The 17,163-nt window shown below is 60.8% G+C and carries 13 protein-coding genes; 8 read left to right on the top strand and 5 right to left on the bottom strand.

Annotation, left to right across the window (positions count from 1 at the left end):
* Positions 1-36 precede the first annotated feature (36 nt).
* Complete coding sequence (locus tag V9L13_RS09430; protein ID WP_338802316.1) at positions 37-1,398, top strand: MFS transporter; 1,362 nt, start codon at positions 37-39, stop codon at positions 1,396-1,398.
* 99 nt (positions 1,399-1,497) lie between these two features.
* Here the strand turns inward: V9L13_RS09430 and V9L13_RS09425 are convergent, their stop codons facing one another.
* On the bottom strand, positions 1,498-2,373 hold the full coding sequence (locus tag V9L13_RS09425) for a LysR substrate-binding domain-containing protein (RefSeq protein WP_045122513.1): 876 nt from the start codon (positions 2,371-2,373) through the stop codon (positions 1,498-1,500).
* A gap of 218 nt (positions 2,374-2,591) precedes the next feature.
* Positions 2,592-3,770, bottom strand: a complete 1,179-nt coding sequence (locus tag V9L13_RS09420) for a hypothetical protein (protein ID WP_338802315.1) — start codon at positions 3,768-3,770, stop codon at positions 2,592-2,594.
* A gap of 187 nt (positions 3,771-3,957) precedes the next feature.
* Between V9L13_RS09420 and V9L13_RS09415 the strand changes: the two genes are divergently transcribed.
* From V9L13_RS09415 to V9L13_RS09390, 6 genes are all read left to right on the top strand, one after another.
* Positions 3,958-4,890, top strand: coding sequence for a LysR substrate-binding domain-containing protein (locus V9L13_RS09415; RefSeq protein ID WP_338802314.1), 933 nt, complete (start codon positions 3,958-3,960; stop codon positions 4,888-4,890).
* Between the two features lie 232 nt (positions 4,891-5,122).
* The gene (aldA, locus tag V9L13_RS09410; RefSeq protein WP_338802313.1) at positions 5,123-6,547 is read left to right on the top strand and encodes an aldehyde dehydrogenase; all 1,425 of its coding nucleotides are present in this window, start codon (positions 5,123-5,125) and stop codon (positions 6,545-6,547) included.
* Between the two features lie 82 nt (positions 6,548-6,629).
* A complete protein-coding gene (locus V9L13_RS09405; protein WP_003225899.1) occupies positions 6,630-7,949 on the top strand; it encodes an MFS transporter in 1,320 nt (439 codons plus the stop codon).
* A 1-nt stretch (position 7,950) separates the two neighbouring features.
* On the top strand, positions 7,951-9,168 hold the full coding sequence (locus tag V9L13_RS09400; protein ID WP_338802311.1) for a mandelate racemase/muconate lactonizing enzyme family protein: 1,218 nt from the start codon (positions 7,951-7,953) through the stop codon (positions 9,166-9,168).
* Between the two features lie 156 nt (positions 9,169-9,324).
* Complete coding sequence (locus V9L13_RS09395) at positions 9,325-10,938, top strand: GMC family oxidoreductase N-terminal domain-containing protein (protein WP_338802309.1); 1,614 nt, start codon at positions 9,325-9,327, stop codon at positions 10,936-10,938.
* A gap of 119 nt (positions 10,939-11,057) precedes the next feature.
* Positions 11,058-11,657: a DUF6338 family protein gene (locus tag V9L13_RS09390; RefSeq protein WP_338802307.1), complete on the top strand. Its 600-nt coding sequence runs from the start codon at positions 11,058-11,060 to the stop codon at positions 11,655-11,657.
* Between the two features lie 137 nt (positions 11,658-11,794).
* On the opposite strand, the gene V9L13_RS09385 is transcribed toward V9L13_RS09390, so the two are convergent.
* Positions 11,795-12,679 (bottom strand): LysR substrate-binding domain-containing protein, encoded by an 885-nt coding sequence (locus V9L13_RS09385; protein WP_338802305.1) that lies wholly within the window; start codon positions 12,677-12,679, stop codon positions 11,795-11,797.
* A gap of 159 nt (positions 12,680-12,838) precedes the next feature.
* Here V9L13_RS09385 and V9L13_RS09380 point away from each other — a divergent pair, with 159 nt between their 5' ends.
* Positions 12,839-15,865, top strand: a complete 3,027-nt coding sequence (locus V9L13_RS09380; RefSeq protein ID WP_338802851.1) for an FAD-binding and (Fe-S)-binding domain-containing protein — start codon at positions 12,839-12,841, stop codon at positions 15,863-15,865.
* Here the strand turns inward: V9L13_RS09380 and V9L13_RS09375 are convergent.
* Positions 15,798-16,487 (bottom strand): paraquat-inducible protein A, encoded by a 690-nt coding sequence (locus V9L13_RS09375; RefSeq protein WP_338802304.1) that lies wholly within the window; start codon positions 16,485-16,487, stop codon positions 15,798-15,800. The two genes, V9L13_RS09380 and V9L13_RS09375, sit on opposite strands and share 68 nt — an antisense overlap.
* Positions 16,484-17,080, bottom strand: coding sequence for a paraquat-inducible protein A (locus V9L13_RS09370; RefSeq protein WP_201137323.1), 597 nt, complete (start codon positions 17,078-17,080; stop codon positions 16,484-16,486). Before V9L13_RS09370 ends, V9L13_RS09375 begins: the two co-directional genes overlap by 4 nt.
* Positions 17,081-17,163 lie beyond the last annotated feature (83 nt).

Genomic DNA, 17,163 nt, shown 5'->3' with positions numbered 1-17,163 from the left:
CGGTTTCTCCGTCAATAACAACAATTGGAGACGAACATGTCCGCTCAACCGGTAAAAATCGACGACCTGCCCATCGGCCGGTTTCACCTCAAGATCGCCGGACTGACCTTCGGCGCGCACTTCACCGACGGCTACATCCTCGGCCTGATCGGTATCGCCTTCACCTTGCTCAGCCCGCAGATGCACCTGGATGCGTTCTGGCAGGGATTGATCGGCGCATCGGCGTTGATCGGGCTGTTTCTCGGCAGTCTGTTTTTCGGCTGGATCTCGGACAAGGTCGGCCGGCAGAAAATCTTCCTCGTCAGCTTCGTGCTGATCACCATCGCCTCGGTGATGCAGTTCTACGTCGAAAGCGCGATGAGCCTGTTCCTTTGCCGGGTGTTGATCGGCATTGGCCTGGGCGGCGATTTCAGCGTCGGTCACGCGATGCTGGCGGAGTTCTCGCCGAAGAAACATCGCGGTGTGCTGCTCGGTTCGTTCAGCGTGATCTGGACCTTCGGTTACGTCGCCGCTACGTTTGTGGGGACGGCCATGCTCAGCCTTGGCGACGATGCCTGGCGCTGGATGCTTGCTTCGTCGGCGATCCCGGCGGCGCTGATTCTGATCGCCCGCATCGGCACCCCGGAATCGCCGCGCTGGCTGGTCAATCAGGGGCGCATCGCCGAGGCGCGGGCGATCGTCAAAAAGCATCTGGGTGACAATGTCGAACTGGATGAAACCCGCACCACGGAAACCCGTTCCGGCTATGCGGTGCTGTTCAGTCGCGAGTACCGCAAGCGCACGGCGTTCAACTGCCTGTTCTTCGTGTGCATCGTGATGCCGTACTTTGCGATTTACACCTTTTTGCCGTCGATCCTGCAGAAGATGGGGCTGGCCGAAGGCTTTGGCACCGAACTGATGTTGAACATGCTGCTGATCCTCGGCGCGTTGATCGGCATCTGGTGCACGATCAAGTTCAGCCGTCGCGGCTTCCTGATCAACTCGTTCATCATCCTCGCGGTGGCGCTGTTTCTGCTGGCGGTGTTGCCGGGCAGTGCGGCGTGGCTGATGGTGCTGGTGTTCGGCGTGTTTACCCTGGTGCTGTCGGCAGTGAGCAATCTGGTCGGGGTGTTCCCGGCCGAGAGTTTCCCCACCGAAGTCCGCGCCAGCGGCATTGGTCTGGCGACGGCGGTCAGTCGTCTGGGCTCGGCGATCAGCACCTTTCTGTTGCCGGTGAGTGTGGCGGGGATCGGCCTCAGTCCGACCATGGGCATTCTTGCGGCGATCCTGGCGATTGGCGCATGGCTGTCGTGGGCGTGGGCGCCGGAGACCAAGTCGCTGACCTTGAGTCAGGCGTGCAAGGCGCAGAGTCCGGTGGAGGGGAGTTCGATTGCGGGGAGTAAAGTCGCCCCGATCTGACGGCGTGCCATCGAACCCTGTAGGAGCTGCCGGAGGCTGCGATCTTTTGATTTTGCTTTTGAAGATCAAAAGATCGCAGCCTGCGGCAGCTCCTACATGTCAGGGATTGCTCACCAGACTCAACCACTCGGTAAACAGCTTCACCTTCGACAAACCCTGCTTGTCATTCGCCACATCCAGCCAATAACCATAAGGGCCGATCACTTCAATCGGGGTGATCGGCAGCAGGCTGCCGTTGGCCAGTTCCTTTTCGATCATCTGCCGGTCGATCACGGCCAGACCACCGCCGGCCAGTGCGGTGTGGATCACCTGATCCAGGGTGCTGAATTCCAGGCCTTGTCCGGCATCGACATCATCGCGGCCCATGGCCGCCAGCCAGTTCTCCCAGACCTGCAAACGCTTGCCGTCGTGCAGGATGTGCAGCAGCGGAAATTGCCGCAGATCCGGTGGCTGAGCGCCGTTGAACAACTCCGGGCTGGCGACGGCGATGTGCCGTTCCATCACCAGTAACTGGCTGGCGCACTGGGGGGACGCCGCGAGGCCGAAACGGATGTGGCAATCGATCTCGGCGAGGCTGTCGTGGCTGGCCTGATTGGTCACGCTGAGGCTGATGTCCGGGTAGCGCTGGCAGAAGGCGCGCAGGTGCGGCGACAGCCAGCGCGTGGCCCAGGTTGGTGGCGCCAGCACACGCAGGCGCTGACGCAGGTTGGGCACGCGAATGGCTTGCAGGGCGCGCTCCATGTGGTCGAAGGCTTCGGCCAGATGCGGCTTTAGATTGCTGCCGGCCTCGGTCAGCGACAGGCCTTGCGGCGTGCGCACGAACAGCGCGACACCGAGGTAGTCTTCGAGTTGTTTGATCTGGCGACTGACTGCGCCCTGGGTGACGTTCAGGCCGAGTGCGGCCTGACTGAAACTGCGATGCCGCGCGACTTCTTCGAACACGCGCAGGGTGTTGAGCGAGGGCAGTTGACGCATGGAGGTAGGACCCCAGGTCGAGCGTGTGGCTCGGTTTTATTTTTGTAGGTTTTGTTGGTAGGGGTTATCTGACTATTGGTGAGGAACGGATGCAAGTGTTGTTTGGCAGGACGCCTTCGCGAGCAAGCCCGCTCCCACAGGTTTTGTGCCTGACATAAATCCATTGTGGGAGCGGGCTTGCTCGCGAAGGCTGACTTTCAGGCGCAGTAAAATCCGGATCAGAAGTAATACCCGACGTTCACATACACCTGATTCTCCCACTGATCCAGCCCACCCGCGCCCAGGCTCTGGGTGTAGCTGCTGCCACCGATGTACGGGTCGTTCTTGCCAAACAGCCACTCGGTCGCCACCCACAATTTGCTCACTGAAAACGAGCTGCCGAGGATCATTCGCTGGGAGGTCTTGAAGCCGCTGGCGGATTTGTCGAAGGCGCTGTAGTTGGCGTAAAGCTTGACCCCGCTGACCTGATCGAACAGGTATTTGCCGGCCACGTCGTAACTCAGATCCGCCACATACAGATTGCCACGGCTGGCGACGTTGTAAGTGCCGTCGTAACCGCCGAGGGTCACCAGCTCATCGGTGCCGGCATTGCGCGGCGACATCTGCTGACGTGCCGCCTGCAACTGCACGCCCCACGGGCCGTTCTTGCCCAGGTAGTGCACGGCCACGGCGTTGCGCCGACCGTCGTTATCGGTGTCCTTGTTTTCCAGGGTCGAGGTCAGGCCGGAGATCCCCACTTCTGACTTCCACGGGCCCAGATCCAGGGCTTTCGCCACGCGCAGCACCACGGTGTTGCGTTCCTGGTTGGCGCTGCCGTCAGCCACGTAGCTGTCGGCTTCGGACACGACGCTGGAGTAGGTGACGCCCTTGCTGGTGCCTTTGCCTTGCCACGCCGGGCGCAGGTAGTAACCGGCCTGAATGTTCCAGTCGCCGCTTTGCTGAACGTATTTGGCGCCGACCTGTTGCACGTCTTCGAGGCCGATGACGTTGCCCAGGGTCTCGTAGAAGGTGCTGCCAAAGTACGGCTGCAAGCCGAACGGCACGGTGTTCAGGCCGACCTGCACCTGCTGGTCCGGGTTGAATTTGTAGCCGACCCAGGCGAATTTGGCGAACTGAATGTCGCCGTAATTTTTCGTGTACTGGTAGGGGTAGGAGCGACCATAGAAGCGGTATTGCGCCTCGCCGATCCAGGAATCGGAGTTGTACTTGGCGCTGAGAAAAACCGTATCGAGACCGAACTTCTGAATGTCGCGATCCGGGTCCAGGTCCCAGCGCGCACGAATGGCGCCACCCAGGTCGAGGTTATCGGTAACTTGCACGGCCATCGCCGGAGCGGCAACGCTGCAGAACAGGACGATTGAGGTGGTGCGCAAACGCAAGGAAGCAGAGAAGGGCATGGAGCGGCTCTCGATTGTTTTTATTAGAGATGTCGCGCAGTCTTGCCATCCGCCGGACGTGGGACAAACGATAAAAACGATGCGCAAACCTGCATCGAATGCATGTTACTCAAAAAAATCCTGTAGGACAGTCCGGTACGCTCATGGGATGCTCTGCAACTTGTCAGTGGTTTTCGAGTGCCTTGATATGAAACGCAAAATGCCCGGCCTGAACGCGCTCAAGGCGTTCGAAGTGGCCGGCAGCACCGGCAGCTTCACCCGCGCCGCCGAGCTGCTCAATGTCACCCAGAGTGCGGTCAGCCGTCAGGTGCGGCAACTGGAAGAGCAGCTCGGCGAAAGTCTGCTGGAGCGCCGTCATCACCATCTGGAGTTGACCGCCGCCGGCAAGATCCTGCTGCGGGCACTTCATCAGTCGTTCGACAAGATCGAGCTGACGGTGCGCAGCATCCAGCAGAAAACCCACTCCAACCGTCTGCACATCAACGCACCGCCGACCTTCACCAGTCGCTGGCTGATGCCGCGCCTCGGGCGTTTGCGCGAGCAGCACCCGGAGCTGGAACTGAGCATCACCACGCGCTTGCAGGACAGCCTGGCGGAAACCAGTACCCTCGATTGCGCGATCCGCTTTGGCGACGGCGAGTGGGACGGTCTCGACAGTTCGCTGTTGATCCAGGAGCGGCATATCGCGGTGTGCGCGTCATCGCTGTATGCACGGGAGGGAAGCGAACAGGGCATCGACCTCAATCGCCTGACCCTGCTGCATGTGCTGGCCAAGGAGGATCAGCGTTACCTGACCTGGAAGCACTGGCTGGACGCGGCGCACATCAGTGGCGTCGATACCCAGGGCGGTTACGAATTCGATTTGCTGGACCTGGCGATTCAGGCAGCGACCGATGGTCTGGGGATCACCATTGCCGACTGGCACATGGTTGCGGCGGAACTCGCATCCGGGCAATTGACGCAAGTGCTGAATGTGCATGTGGAGGGGCACCAGTCGTACTGGCTGGTGACCCGCCCGGAGCAGACCGAGATGCCGCAGTTGCAGGTGTTTGCGCAATGGCTGCAGGAGGAAATCTGGCTGGCGCAGCGCCAACTGGAGCCTTCGACTGCAGCCACCTGACACACCCCCAATCCCCTGTGGGAGCGGGCTTGCTCGCGAAAGCGGTGTGTCAGTCACCTGTACGTCACAGTCAGACCGCCATCGCGAGCAGGCTCACGCCTGCAGGGATGTGTGCTTGTGCGAAGGTAACCTGCATTTTTCGAATGTTTCCCCGCCCTTTAAATCGTTTGTTCAACCCGCCACCGATGACAAGACTGGTGGCATTGATAAAAACAAACGATGGGCGATGCACATGCGAATCGAGCGAAACTTTGTAAACGGCCACTTCATCGAGCCGGCCAGCGCGGCAATGATCGCGGTGTACAACCCCGCCACTGAAGCGCTGCTCGGCCATGTCTCGGCTGCCACCGCCGAAGAAGCCACCGCCGCCGTGGATGCCGCAGCGGTCGCACAAAAGGTCTGGGGCAAACTGACCAGCATTGAGCGCGCCGAGCACTTGCGCGCATTCGCCGCCGCACTGGAAGAGCGTGCCGAGTCCATCGGCGCCGCGCTCGCCGCCGAGTCTGGCAAGAGTCTCAGCGACGCGAGCAACGAAGCACGCTATGCCGCGCAGATCACCCGTTACCACGCCGAGTGGGCGCGGCGCATCGAAGGCGAGATCATCCCCAGCGACAGCCCCGACGAAAACCTGTTTCTGCATCGCGAGCCGATCGGCGTCGTCGCGTGCCTGATTCCGTTCAACTACCCGGTCTATACCTTGCTGCGCAAAATTGCCCCGGCGCTGATTGCCGGCAACACCGTGGTGGTGCGCCCGAGCAACAACACCCCGACCTCGGCATTCGAAATCGCCAAAGCGGTGCAGCAGTCGGGCATGCCGGCCGGGGTGATCAATATTCTGACCATGGATCACGCCACCGCTGCCACGGTGTGCACGCATAAGGCTGTTGGCTTGATTACGCTGACAGGCAGCGTCAACGCCGGGCGCATCGTGCTCGATTACTGCAAGGCCAACATCGCCAAGCCGTCGCTGGAATTGGGTGGCAAGACGCCGGCCATCATCGAAGCCGATGCCGACCTCGAAGCCGCCGCCAGCGCGATCATCGCCTCCAAGACCACCCACTGCGGGCAGTTGTGCACGGCGGTGGAAAGGGTCTATGTGCAGGAAAGCGTCCACGACCGATTCCTCGCGCTGCTCAAGGCCAAAATCGCCGAGGTGAAATTCGGTGACCGCGCCACCGATGCGGGCCTGATGGGACCACTGGTCAACGCCAGTTCGCAGCGGAACATTCACGCCATGGTCGAGCGTGCCATGGCCGACGGCGCGGTGCTCGAAAGCGGTGGTGTGTTGCCGCAAGGCCCGGGGCATTTCTATCCGCCGACCCTGCTCAGCCACTGCCGCCAGGACATGGAAATCGTCCAGGAAGAAATCTTCGGCCCGGTGCTGCCGGTGCTCAAGTACCGCGACATCGACGAAGCATTGGCCATGGCCAACGACCATCAGTTCGGCCTGTCGTCGGTGCTCTACACCGAGAACTACCGCACCGCGCAGAAAGTCGCCAACGCCATCGAGGCCGGCGAGTTGTACGTCAATCGCACCCCGGCCGACCCGTATCAGGGCTACCACGCCGGCTGGAAACGCTCGGGCCTGGGCGGTGATGACGGCAAGCACGGCATGCTCGAATTCACCCAGACCCGACTCGTGGTCATGAAGTACTGAAACACCGCAACACGCCTCATGCTGCACCTATAAAAACAATTATCAGGGGCGCCCGGAGCACGGGTTGCCCGAGGTCACTTCAATGTCCAAGCATGCATCCTCTGCTGCCGCTGTTCAGGGTTCCAACTCGGCTGTGAAAAGCCGGAGCGACAAGGGAAGTCGCTATTTCCAATTGATGTTGCTGGTGCTGGCCGCCGGTGCGATCTACCCGATTCTGTACCTGCGTCAGGTCTACCAGACCACGATGCTCGAAGTGTTCCAGATCAACCACAGTGAACTGGGCTATCTGTACTCGATGCTCGGCACGATTTTCCTCCTCAGCTACTTGCCCAGCGGCTGGTTGGCGGATCGCATTGCGCCGCGCTTTCTGATTTTCTTCTCGCTGGTGGCGACCGGCGCTTTAGGCCTGTGGTATTCGACGGCGCCATCGATGACCGGGCTGATGATCATCTTCGGTTGCTGGGGCCTGACCACCGGTTTGACCTTCTGGGCCTCGGTGCTCAAGCGGGTGAAGATGATTGCTCACCATACCGAGCAAGGGCGCTTTTTCGGCATCCTCGACGGTGGTCGCGGGCTGGTCGAGGCGTTGCTGGCGACGGTTGCCCTGGCGCTGTTTGCCTTCGCCACCGAAACCCGTGGTGAGTCCACTGCCGAAGGCTTCAGGCACGTGGTCTATCTCTACGCCTTCACCTGTATCGCCATCGGCTGTGTGCTGGTGTTGATCAAGGATCCGAAGTCGATGGCGGACACGCCGCCGGTGGAGAAGGGCAAGTTCAACCTGCTCACCGATCTGGCGACCCTGGTGAAGATTCCTGAGCTGTGGCTGGTCACCGCCATCGTGTTCTGCGGCTATCACATCTTCTGGGCGACCTACAGTTTCTCGGACTACCTGCAAGGCAGCGGCCTGACCGCGGTCATGGCCGGCACCATCACCACCATCAAATTGTGGATGCGCCCCATCGGCGGCATCGGTGGCGGCTGGCTGGGGGACAAGTTCTCGAACATCTCGGTGCTGATCGTCGCGCTGTTGCTGGCGAGTCTGGCGATTGTCGGGCTGATCGTATTCCCGGCGCTCAACAGCATGGGTTTGTTGATCGCCACGGTGATTTTCATTGGCCTGATGACTTACGCGATTCGCGGTCTGTACTGGGCGATTCTCGACAGCTGCAACATTCCGCTGCGCATCACCGGCCTGGCCATCGGCATCGTCTCGGTGGTCGGCTACATGCCGGATGCCTTCATCCCGTTGATCAATGGCTACCTCACCGAGCACTTCCCCGGCGCCCTCGGCTACAAGCTGTACTTCGGTTACATCGCCTCCGTTGGTCTGATCGGCACCCTGGCTGCCGTGACCCTGCGTGCCCGAATTAATCGCAAAACTTCAGATAAAGCAGGTGCCTGACATGAAAATCATCGCCCTTGAAACCCATATCGTCGCCGTTCCGCCACCGCACATCGGCGGCATGTACTGGCTGTTCGTCAAGCTCAACACCGATTGCGGCATCGAAGGCGTGGGCGAGATCTACGCGGCGACGTTCGGCCCCAAAGCCATGCTGCCGATCATCGAAGACGTGTTCGAGCGCTACCTGCTCAATCATGACCCGCACCACATCGAACGCTTCTTCCGTCAGGCCTATTCCAGCGGTTTCACCCAGCGTCCCGACCTGACCATGATGGGCGTGGTCAGCGGTCTGGAAATGGCCTGTTGGGACATCATCGGCAAAGCGGCGAACAAACCGGTCTACGAGTTGCTCGGCGGCAAGGTCAACGAACGCCTGCGTTCCTACACCTACCTGTACCCGGTCAACAGCCGTGGCGAATACGACTACGACGACCCGGATCTGGCGGCTGAATGCGCCGTCGAGAACATGAACAAAGGCTTCACCGCGCTGAAGTTCGACCCGGCCGGCCCATATACCGCGTACTCCGGGCACCAGATCTCGCTGCAGGTGCTGGAACGCTGCGAAACCTTCTGTCGCAAGATCCGCGAAGCGGTGGGCAACCAGTGCGACCTGCTGTTCGGGACTCACGGGCAGATGGTGCCGTCGTCGGCAATCCGTCTGGCCAGGCGCCTGGAAAAGTACGACCCGCTGTGGTTCGAAGAGCCGGTGCCGCCGGGGCAGGAAGAGGCCATGGCGCAAGTCGCGGCCAAGACCAGCATTCCGATTGCCACTGGCGAACGCCTGACTACCAAGTACGAATTTTTCAAGCTGCTGCAGGCCGGCGGCGCGTCGATTCTGCAGATGAACGTCGCTCGCTGCGGCGGCCTGCTCGAGGCGAAGAAGATCGCCAGCATGGCCGAGGCCTACTACGCGCAAATTGCTCCGCATCTCTACAACGGCCCGATCGGCGCGGCGGCGAGTTTCCAGTTGGCGACCTGCACACCGAACTTCCTGATTCAGGAAAGCATCGAGACCTGGGGCGGCTTCCACGCCGAGATCCTGAAGAAGCCGCTGCAGTGGGAGGACGGCTACATCATCCCGTCCACCGAGCCGGGGCTGGGCGTGGAGCTGAACATGGACGTGGTGCGCAAGCATTCGCCGTACACCGGCGAGCGCCTGCACCTGCAAATGGCACCGACTCCGGTTGACGTCAAAGACACCTCGCCGGCCAAGGGCTGACAGAGGCCCATTGTGGGAGCGGGCTTGCTCGCGAAGGCGCTCGGTCAGCTGACATTTGTGAACCTGACACACCGCTTTCGCGAGCAAGCCCGCTCCCACAGGGGACATGCGTTGCTCATCCGATTTTTTGTACAACGACTTACGCGGTAACCGTGCATGACATACGACTACATCATCGCTGGCGCCGGCGCAGCAGGTTGCGTGCTGGCCAATCGGCTTTCGGCCTCCGGGCAATACACGGTGCTGCTGCTGGAAGCGGGTGGCAAGGACAGCTCGCTGTGGTTCAGGATCCCGGTCGGCTTCGCCAAAATGTATTACAACCCGACCTTCAACTGGATGTACTACAGCCAGCCGCAGAAGCAGTTGGGCAATCGCGAAATCTACGCCCCGCGCGGCAAAGTGCAGGGCGGTTCGGGTTCGATCAACGCGATGATTTACGTGCGCGGTCAGGCCCATGACTTCGATGACTGGGCGGCCGCCGGTAACGACGGCTGGGGCTTCAAGGACGTGCTGCCGTACTTCCGTAAACTGGAAAACCATCCGCTGGGTGACAGCGAATACCACGGCGGCAGCGGCCCGATCAGCATCACTCCGATGAAGGGCCAGACTCACCCGATTTGCGATGTGTTCCTCGAGGGCTGTTCAGAGTTGGGCTACCCGCGCAGCGACGATTTCAACGGGGCAAAATTCGAAGGCGCGGGCCTGTACGACGTCAACACAAAAAACGGCCAGCGTTGCTCCAGCAGCTTCGCGCATTTGCATCCGGCACTGAGCCGGCCGAACCTGACCGTCGAGCATTACGCATTGGTCGATCGCGTACTGTTTGACGAGACGCAGCAGCGCGCCACAGGCATCTCGATCACCCAGCATGGTGTGGTGCGGACGTTCACCGCGCGCAAGGAAGTGATCCTGTGTGCCGGCGCAGTCGACACGCCAAAAATCCTGCAATTGTCCGGCGTGGCTGATCGCGCGTTGCTGGAAAAGCACCAGATCCCGCTGGTCAGGCACCTGCCGGCAGTGGGGCAGAATCTGCAGGATCACCTGTGCGTGAGCTACTACTACAAAGCCAATATCCCAACGCTGAACGATGAACTGAGCTCGCTGTTCGGCCAGCTCAAACTCGGCATCAAATACCTGCTGACCCGCAAGGGCGCGCTGGCCATGAGCGTCAATCAGGCGGGCGGTTTCTTCCGTGGCAACGCGCAGCAGGCGCATCCCAATTTGCAGCTGTACTTCAACCCGCTGTCGTACCAGATTCCGAAAAACAACAAGGCCAGCCTCAAGCCGGAGCCGTATTCGGGCTTCCTGCTGTGCTTCAACCCGTGCCGGCCGACCAGTCGCGGCCACGTCGAAATTGCGTCGAAGAATCCGCGTGATCCGGCGCTGATCGATCCGAACTATCTGAGCACGCAAAAGGACATTGACGAGGTGATCCAGGGCAGTCGCCTGATGCGCAAGATCATGAACGCCCCGGCGCTCAAGAGCATCACCGTTGATGAAGTCCTGCCGGGACCGGCAGTGGAAACCGACGAGCAGATGTTGCAGTACTTCCGCGACAACTGTGGCTCCATCTATCACCTCTGTGGTTCCTGCGCGATGGGGGCGGATGAGCAGACTTCGGTGGTCGACAAGCGTCTGAAGGTGCATGGCCTTGCCGGGTTGCGAATTGTCGATGCGTCGATCTTCCCGAACGTGACCTCGGGCAATACGCATGCGGCGGTGCTGATGGTGGCGGAGAAGGGCGCTGATCTGATTTTGCAGGATGCGTAGGTTTTAGCGGCTGGCGTAATGCGCTGTGACAGTTGCGCGGCGGCATTTTTTCAGCGTGCGCTAGGCTTTGATTGCCGGTCACTTATCGGGCCGGCAAGTCTTTCAAGGAGCCACGGATCATGGATGATCTGGTCAAGGAAGTTATTCCGCTGTTGCAGTATCTGATTCCCGGATTTGTTTCTACCTGGATTTTTTACACGCTCACTTCGTTCAAGCGGCCTGACACCTTTGGGCAGATTGTGCAGGCGTTGATTTTTACGTTTGTGATTCATGGGGTGGTAACAGGTATTGGCGTGATCTTTTTGTATGTGGGGACGAAGGGATTTTCTGTAGGAATATGGGATGGCAAGGCGCAGACGTCATGGGCATTCTTTTGTTCGCTGGTACTTGGATTGCTGTCCTGTTTTTTAGCGACCAATGACAAGTTGCATGGATGGTTGCGTAGCAGAAACGTAACGAAACAATCTTCTTACCCAAGCGAATGGTTCTGCGCATTCGCGCAATTTGATCGGCTCATCACCCTGCATTTGCATGACGAAAGGCGCGTTCTTGGCTGGCCGGCCGAGTGGCCGCCGGAATCAGCCAACGGCCAGTTCGTGATCCATAAGCCGCGTTGGCTGCACGAAGATGGCAAAGTGGCGCCTTTTGGCGCCGAATATTTGTTGATAGATTCCGCGAAGGTTAAATGGGTTGAGTTCAGCCCGGCATCAGAGGATTGATTATGAGCGCCCGAGCACCACAACCAATGCCCAAGAAATATGAACACCTGTTCTTTGGGCCAGACGGAAAACCGTTGGATAGTCCACTGTTGAGAGGGCCGAGTGCGCCTCCACCTTTGAAAAAGCAGTGCTGCTGTTCAGAGCGTATGCACCAACCAGTCCCTGAACGCTTTCAGTGACGGTAACGCCTCATTGCGCGGCGGATACACCAGGTAATACCTGCGCTGGCTGGTGATCGGCTTCCCCAGTTGCAGCAGCTCGCCGTTAAGCAATTCATCCTCCACCAGAATCCGCGGCACCAGCCCGACGCCAATATTCGCCCGCACCGCTTGGATCAGGTGCGAAGTCATTTCAAAGCTCGGGCCGATGCGCATGCTGCGGTGTGGCAAGCCATGATGCGAGAACCATTCCGCCCAGGCCTGGGCATTGCTGCTGACGTTGAGCAGTAACTGCCCGGCGATGTGCTGTTCGGCTTCGTCGCGTTCGGTCAGTGACAACTGCGCACTGGCAATCACAACCAGTTCTTCAGTGTGCAAGGGCAGGGCGCTCAAGCCCGGCCAGTCTCCCGCACCGACACAGATCGCCGCATCGATCTCGCTGGTGTCGAAGTCAATCGCTTCGATCCGTGAGTGCAAGTGCACGGTCATGCCGGGGTGCGCGGTGTAGAAGTCCTTGAGTCGCGGCAACAGCCATTTGGAGCCGAAGGTCGGCAGCGTCGCCAGACGCAAACTGTGGATGCCTGAACCGAACGCCATGGCCTGCAGGGTCGCGCTGCGGATCTGCCCGAGGGCTTCGGCCAGTTCACGCTGATACATGCGCCCGACGTCGGTCAGCACCACTTGCCGACCTTCGCGGCTGAACAGGCGCATGCCGAGCATCTTTTCCAGAATCTGCACCTGACGGCTGACCGCGCTTTGCGTCAGCGACAGTTCGTGGGCGGCGCGGGTGTAGCTTTCATGGCGTGCGGCAGCCTCGAAGGCCAGCAATAACGACATCGAAGGGGTGAGGGTTCGCGGATTCATTCGTTTTAGTCATGGATTGCGGGTCGATTTTACGTTTGTCCCGACGGCGCCAAGCAATGAACATAAGCACCATGAGATGGCGGGAGCGTGACGCAATCATTCATTGCGCACAACTGTTCACCGCCACACGGCCCGATTTTGACCGAGATTTCCTCACCGATGATTGCCCAGCTGTCACCCGCCGCTGCATTGACCACTGATTACCAACTGTTCCTCAACGCCCTGAAAGCCAGTGGTTTTCGTGGCGAGATCAGTGCCGATTACGCCAGCCGCGTAGTGCTCGCCACCGACAACTCGATCTACCAGCGTCTGCCGCAAGCGGCGGTGTTTCCGAAGGATGCGGAGGATGTGGCGCGGGTGGCACGGCTGATCGCCGAGCCGGCGTATCAGCAAGTGGTGATTACCCCGCGTGGCGGTGGGACCGGCACCAACGGCCAGTCGCTGACCGACGGCATCGTCGTCGACCTGTCGCGGCACATGAACCGCATTCTGGAAATCAACGTCGAGCAGCGCTGGGTGCGAGTGCAGGCCGGGGTGGTCAAGGATCAGCTCAACGCCGCGCTGAAATCCGCCGGGCTGTTTTTCGCCCCGGAACTGTCGACCTCCAACCGCGCCACCGTCGGCGGCATGATCAACACCGACGCCAGCGGCCAGGGCAGTTGCACCTACGGCAAGACCCGCGACCATGTGCTGGAACTCGACATGGTCCTGCGCGGCGGTGAACGCCTGCACGGCGCCGCGCTGGCGGAAGACGACCTGACAGCGCTGTGCGCCCGTGAAGATCGGGTGGGTGAAGTCTATCGCTGTGCGCGGCAGATCATTGACGAGCAGGGCGAGCTGATCAAACAGCGCTTCCCCGATCTCAACCGCTGCCTGACCGGCTACGACCTGGCGCACCTGCGCGAGGCCGACAAGCGTTTCAACCTCAACAGCGTGTTGTGCGGCGCTGAAGGCTCGCTGGGGTTTGTGGTCGAGGCGAAGCTCAACGTACTGCCGATCCCCAAACACACGATGCTGGTGAATATCCGCTACGCCGGGTTCATGGATGCGCTGCGCGATGCCCGGGCGCTGATGGCGCTCAAGCCGCTGTCGATTGAAACCGTGGATTCCAAGGTGTTGCTGCTGGCGATGCAGGACATCGTCTGGCACGGCGTCGCCGAATACTTCCCGGAAAGTGCCGAGCGGCCGACGCTGGGGATCAACCTGGTGGAGTTCTGTGGCGACGATCCTGAAGATCTGCAGCACCGGGTTCAAGCCTTCCTTGAGCACTTGAGCAGTGACACCACGGTCGAACGCCTTGGCCATACGCTGGCGGTCGGCCAAGCGGCGGTGAACAAGGTCTATGGCATGCGCAAGCGCGCCGTCGGCCTGCTCGGCAACGTTGCCGGCGAAGCGCGGCCGCAGCCATTTGTTGAAGACACCGCGGTACCGCCGCAGCACTTGGCCGAGTACATCGCCGAGTTGCGCGAACTGCTCGACAGCCACGGCTTGCAGTACGGCATGTTCGGCCACGTCGATGCTGGCGTGCTGCACGTGCGGCCGATTCTCGACATGAAGGATCCGCAGCAAGCGGCGCTGGTGCGTCCGGTATCCGACGGTGTCGCCGCGCTGACCCAACGCTACGGTGGCCTGTTGTGGGGCGAACATGGCAAGGGGCTGCGCTCGGAATACGCGCCGGCATTCTTCGGCGAGCTGTACCCGGCGTTGCAGGCACTGAAGGCTGCGTTCGACCCGTTCAACCAGTTCAACCCGGGCAAGATCGCCACCCCGGTCAATACCGCTGCGGCGTTGCTGAAAATCGACGAAGTGACCCTGCGCGGCGAACTCGACCGGCAGATCGACGAAAAGGTCTGGCAGAGCTACGGCGCGGCCATGCATTGCAACGGCAACGGCGCCTGCTACAACTTTGATCCCGACGACGCCATGTGCCCGTCATGGAAGGCCACCCGCGAGCGTGCGCAATCACCCAAGGGCCGCGCCTCGCTGATCCGCGAATGGCTGCGGTTGCAGGGCGAGGCGGGCGTCGATGTGCTATCCGATGCGATCCGCCGTCCGGCATTTTTCCGCAACCTGTGGATGCGCTGGCGCAACAGTCGCGCGCAGGACGCAGATTTTTCCCATGAGGTGTATGACTCCATGGCCGGATGCCTGGCGTGTAAATCCTGCGCGGGGCAATGCCCGGTCAAGGTCAACGTGCCGGAGTTTCGTTCGCGGTTTCTGGAGTTGTATCACAGCCGTTATCTGCGCCCGGCGCGGGATTATCTGATTGCTTCGCTGGAGTACAGCATTCCGTACATGGCGCGAATTCCGGCGCTGTACAACGGTTTGATGGGCGCTTCATTCGTGCGCCAACAGTTGGAGCGTCTCGGTGGAATGGTCGATGTGCCATTGCTCAGCCGCTTTGATTTCCACGCGGCGATGCGCCGCTGGAAGGTGCAGCCGGCGACGGTTGCCACGCTGTCGACGCTGACCCAGGCCCAGCGCGAGCGCGGTGTGGTGCTGGTGCAGGATGCCTTCACCCGTTACTTCGAAGCGCCGCTGCTGGCGGATCTGCTGGAGCTGATTTCGCGGCTGGGCTATCAGGTTTATCTGGCGCCGTTCAGCGCCAACGGCAAGCCGCTGCATGTGCAGGGCTTCCTCTCGGCGTTCAACCGCGCGGCGTTGCGCAATGCGCAGCAGCTACGCGAGTTGGCCGATCTCGGCGTGCCGCTGCTGGGGCTGGATCCGGCGATGACGCTGGTCTATCGCCAGGAATACCTGAAAGTGCCCGGCATGGACCAATGCCCGGAAGTCGCGCTGGTACAGGAATGGTTACTCAAGGTGATGCCGGAGCAGGTGAATAACCAATCGGCAAATGCATACCGGCTCCTGGCGCATTGCACCGAGAAAACCAACGCGCCGGCCGCCACTCGTCAGTGGGAGCAAGTGTTCGAACGGGTCGGCTTGAAACTGGCGACGCAGGCCACCGGTTGCTGCGGCATGTCCGGCACCTACGGCCATGAAGCGCGCAACCGCGAAACTTCGGCGGTGATCTATGAGCAATCGTGGGCGCGGCAGGTCGAGGCACCGGCGGAGCAGGGCGAAGCACTGGCCACCGGTTATTCGTGCCGCAGTCAGGTCAAGCGCCAGTCGGATCGGGCGCTGCGCCATCCGTTGCAGGTGCTGCTTGAAGTGGTACGTCGCTGAACGCTTCGTCGTCCGCGGCGTTGTCCCAGATCAGCCGTGGGTCGAAACTCATCGCCGAGAGCATGGTGAACACCACCACCATGCCGAAAAACAGGATGCCCGGGCGTGGTTCGATATCGCCCAGCGCCTGGAACTTCACCAGCGCCGCGACCAGCGCGACCACCAGCACGTCGAGCATCGACCAGTAGCCGATCAGCTCGACGAAACGGTACAGCTTCGAGCGCTCACGGCGCGCCCAGCCGCTGTCGCGCTGCACGGTGATCAGCAGCAGCGACAGGGCCACGAACTTGATGCCCGGCACCGCGATGCTGGCGATGAAAATGATCAGCGCGATGTCCCACGCGCCGCCCTCCCAGAACTCCAGCACGCCGCTCATGATCGTGCTGTCGGCGCCGTTGCCGAGCATCATGGTGTTCATCACCGGCAGCAGATTGGCCGGCACATAAAACGCCAGCGCGGCAAACAGGAAGGCCCAGGTACGCGCCAGGGAATTGGTCTTGCGCCGATGCAACGGCGCGTCGCAGCGCGGGCACTGGTGCGGCTCGTCGGTCATGTCGCAGGCCAGCCCGCAGCTGTGGCACAGGCACAGATTCAGTTCGCTGGCGGTCGCTGGACGCTTCATAGAATGTCCCACAAGTCACGAATATCGCGGCCGGCGATGCGGATCATCATCAGGCTCAACACGGCCAGGGCAAACAGGCCGATACCCGGCAGCACATCGAGCAGCCCGGCCAGTTTGAACACCGCGACCATCGCCCCCAGCAGACACACTTCGAGCATGCTCCACGGACGCAGGGTTTCCAACCAGCGCATGCACAGCTTGAAGCCCGGCGCGCGGCGCGACGACAGGGCGAAACTCAGCACCCAGATCAACAGCACCAGTTGAAACGCCGGGGCGATGATGATCGAGATCGCCGCGACCATCGCCATGAAGGTGATCGGTCCCTGACTCAGCGCCAGCACCGAATCCCACAGCGTCGCGCTGTTTTTCAAACCCTTCATGCTGATGCTCATCACCGGGTAGAAATTGGCGAACAGCCACAGCATCGCCGCGGTGAAACTCAAGGCCAGCCGCTGCTCGACGGTCAAGCCGTTATAGCGCTGCAGCACGCCGCCGCAACGTACGCAGAGGGTTTTCTGGTGTTTGCCGAGCGCGACTTTTTCGTACACGCAATCGCAATGCTCGCAGATGATCAGGTGTTCGGTTGAGGTCATGGGCAACGCTCGACGGCAGGCGCAAAGGGCACAGGGCGCCTGATCACTATAGAAGCCTGACGTGATTGGGCAAATGTCGTTTG

Source organism: Pseudomonas sp. RSB 5.4 (assembly GCF_037126175.1).
Lineage (GTDB): Bacteria > Pseudomonadota > Gammaproteobacteria > Pseudomonadales > Pseudomonadaceae > Aquipseudomonas > Aquipseudomonas fluorescens_H.
Note: the sequence above shows the minus strand (reverse complement) of the source record. Positions and strands in the feature narration are given on the sequence as shown.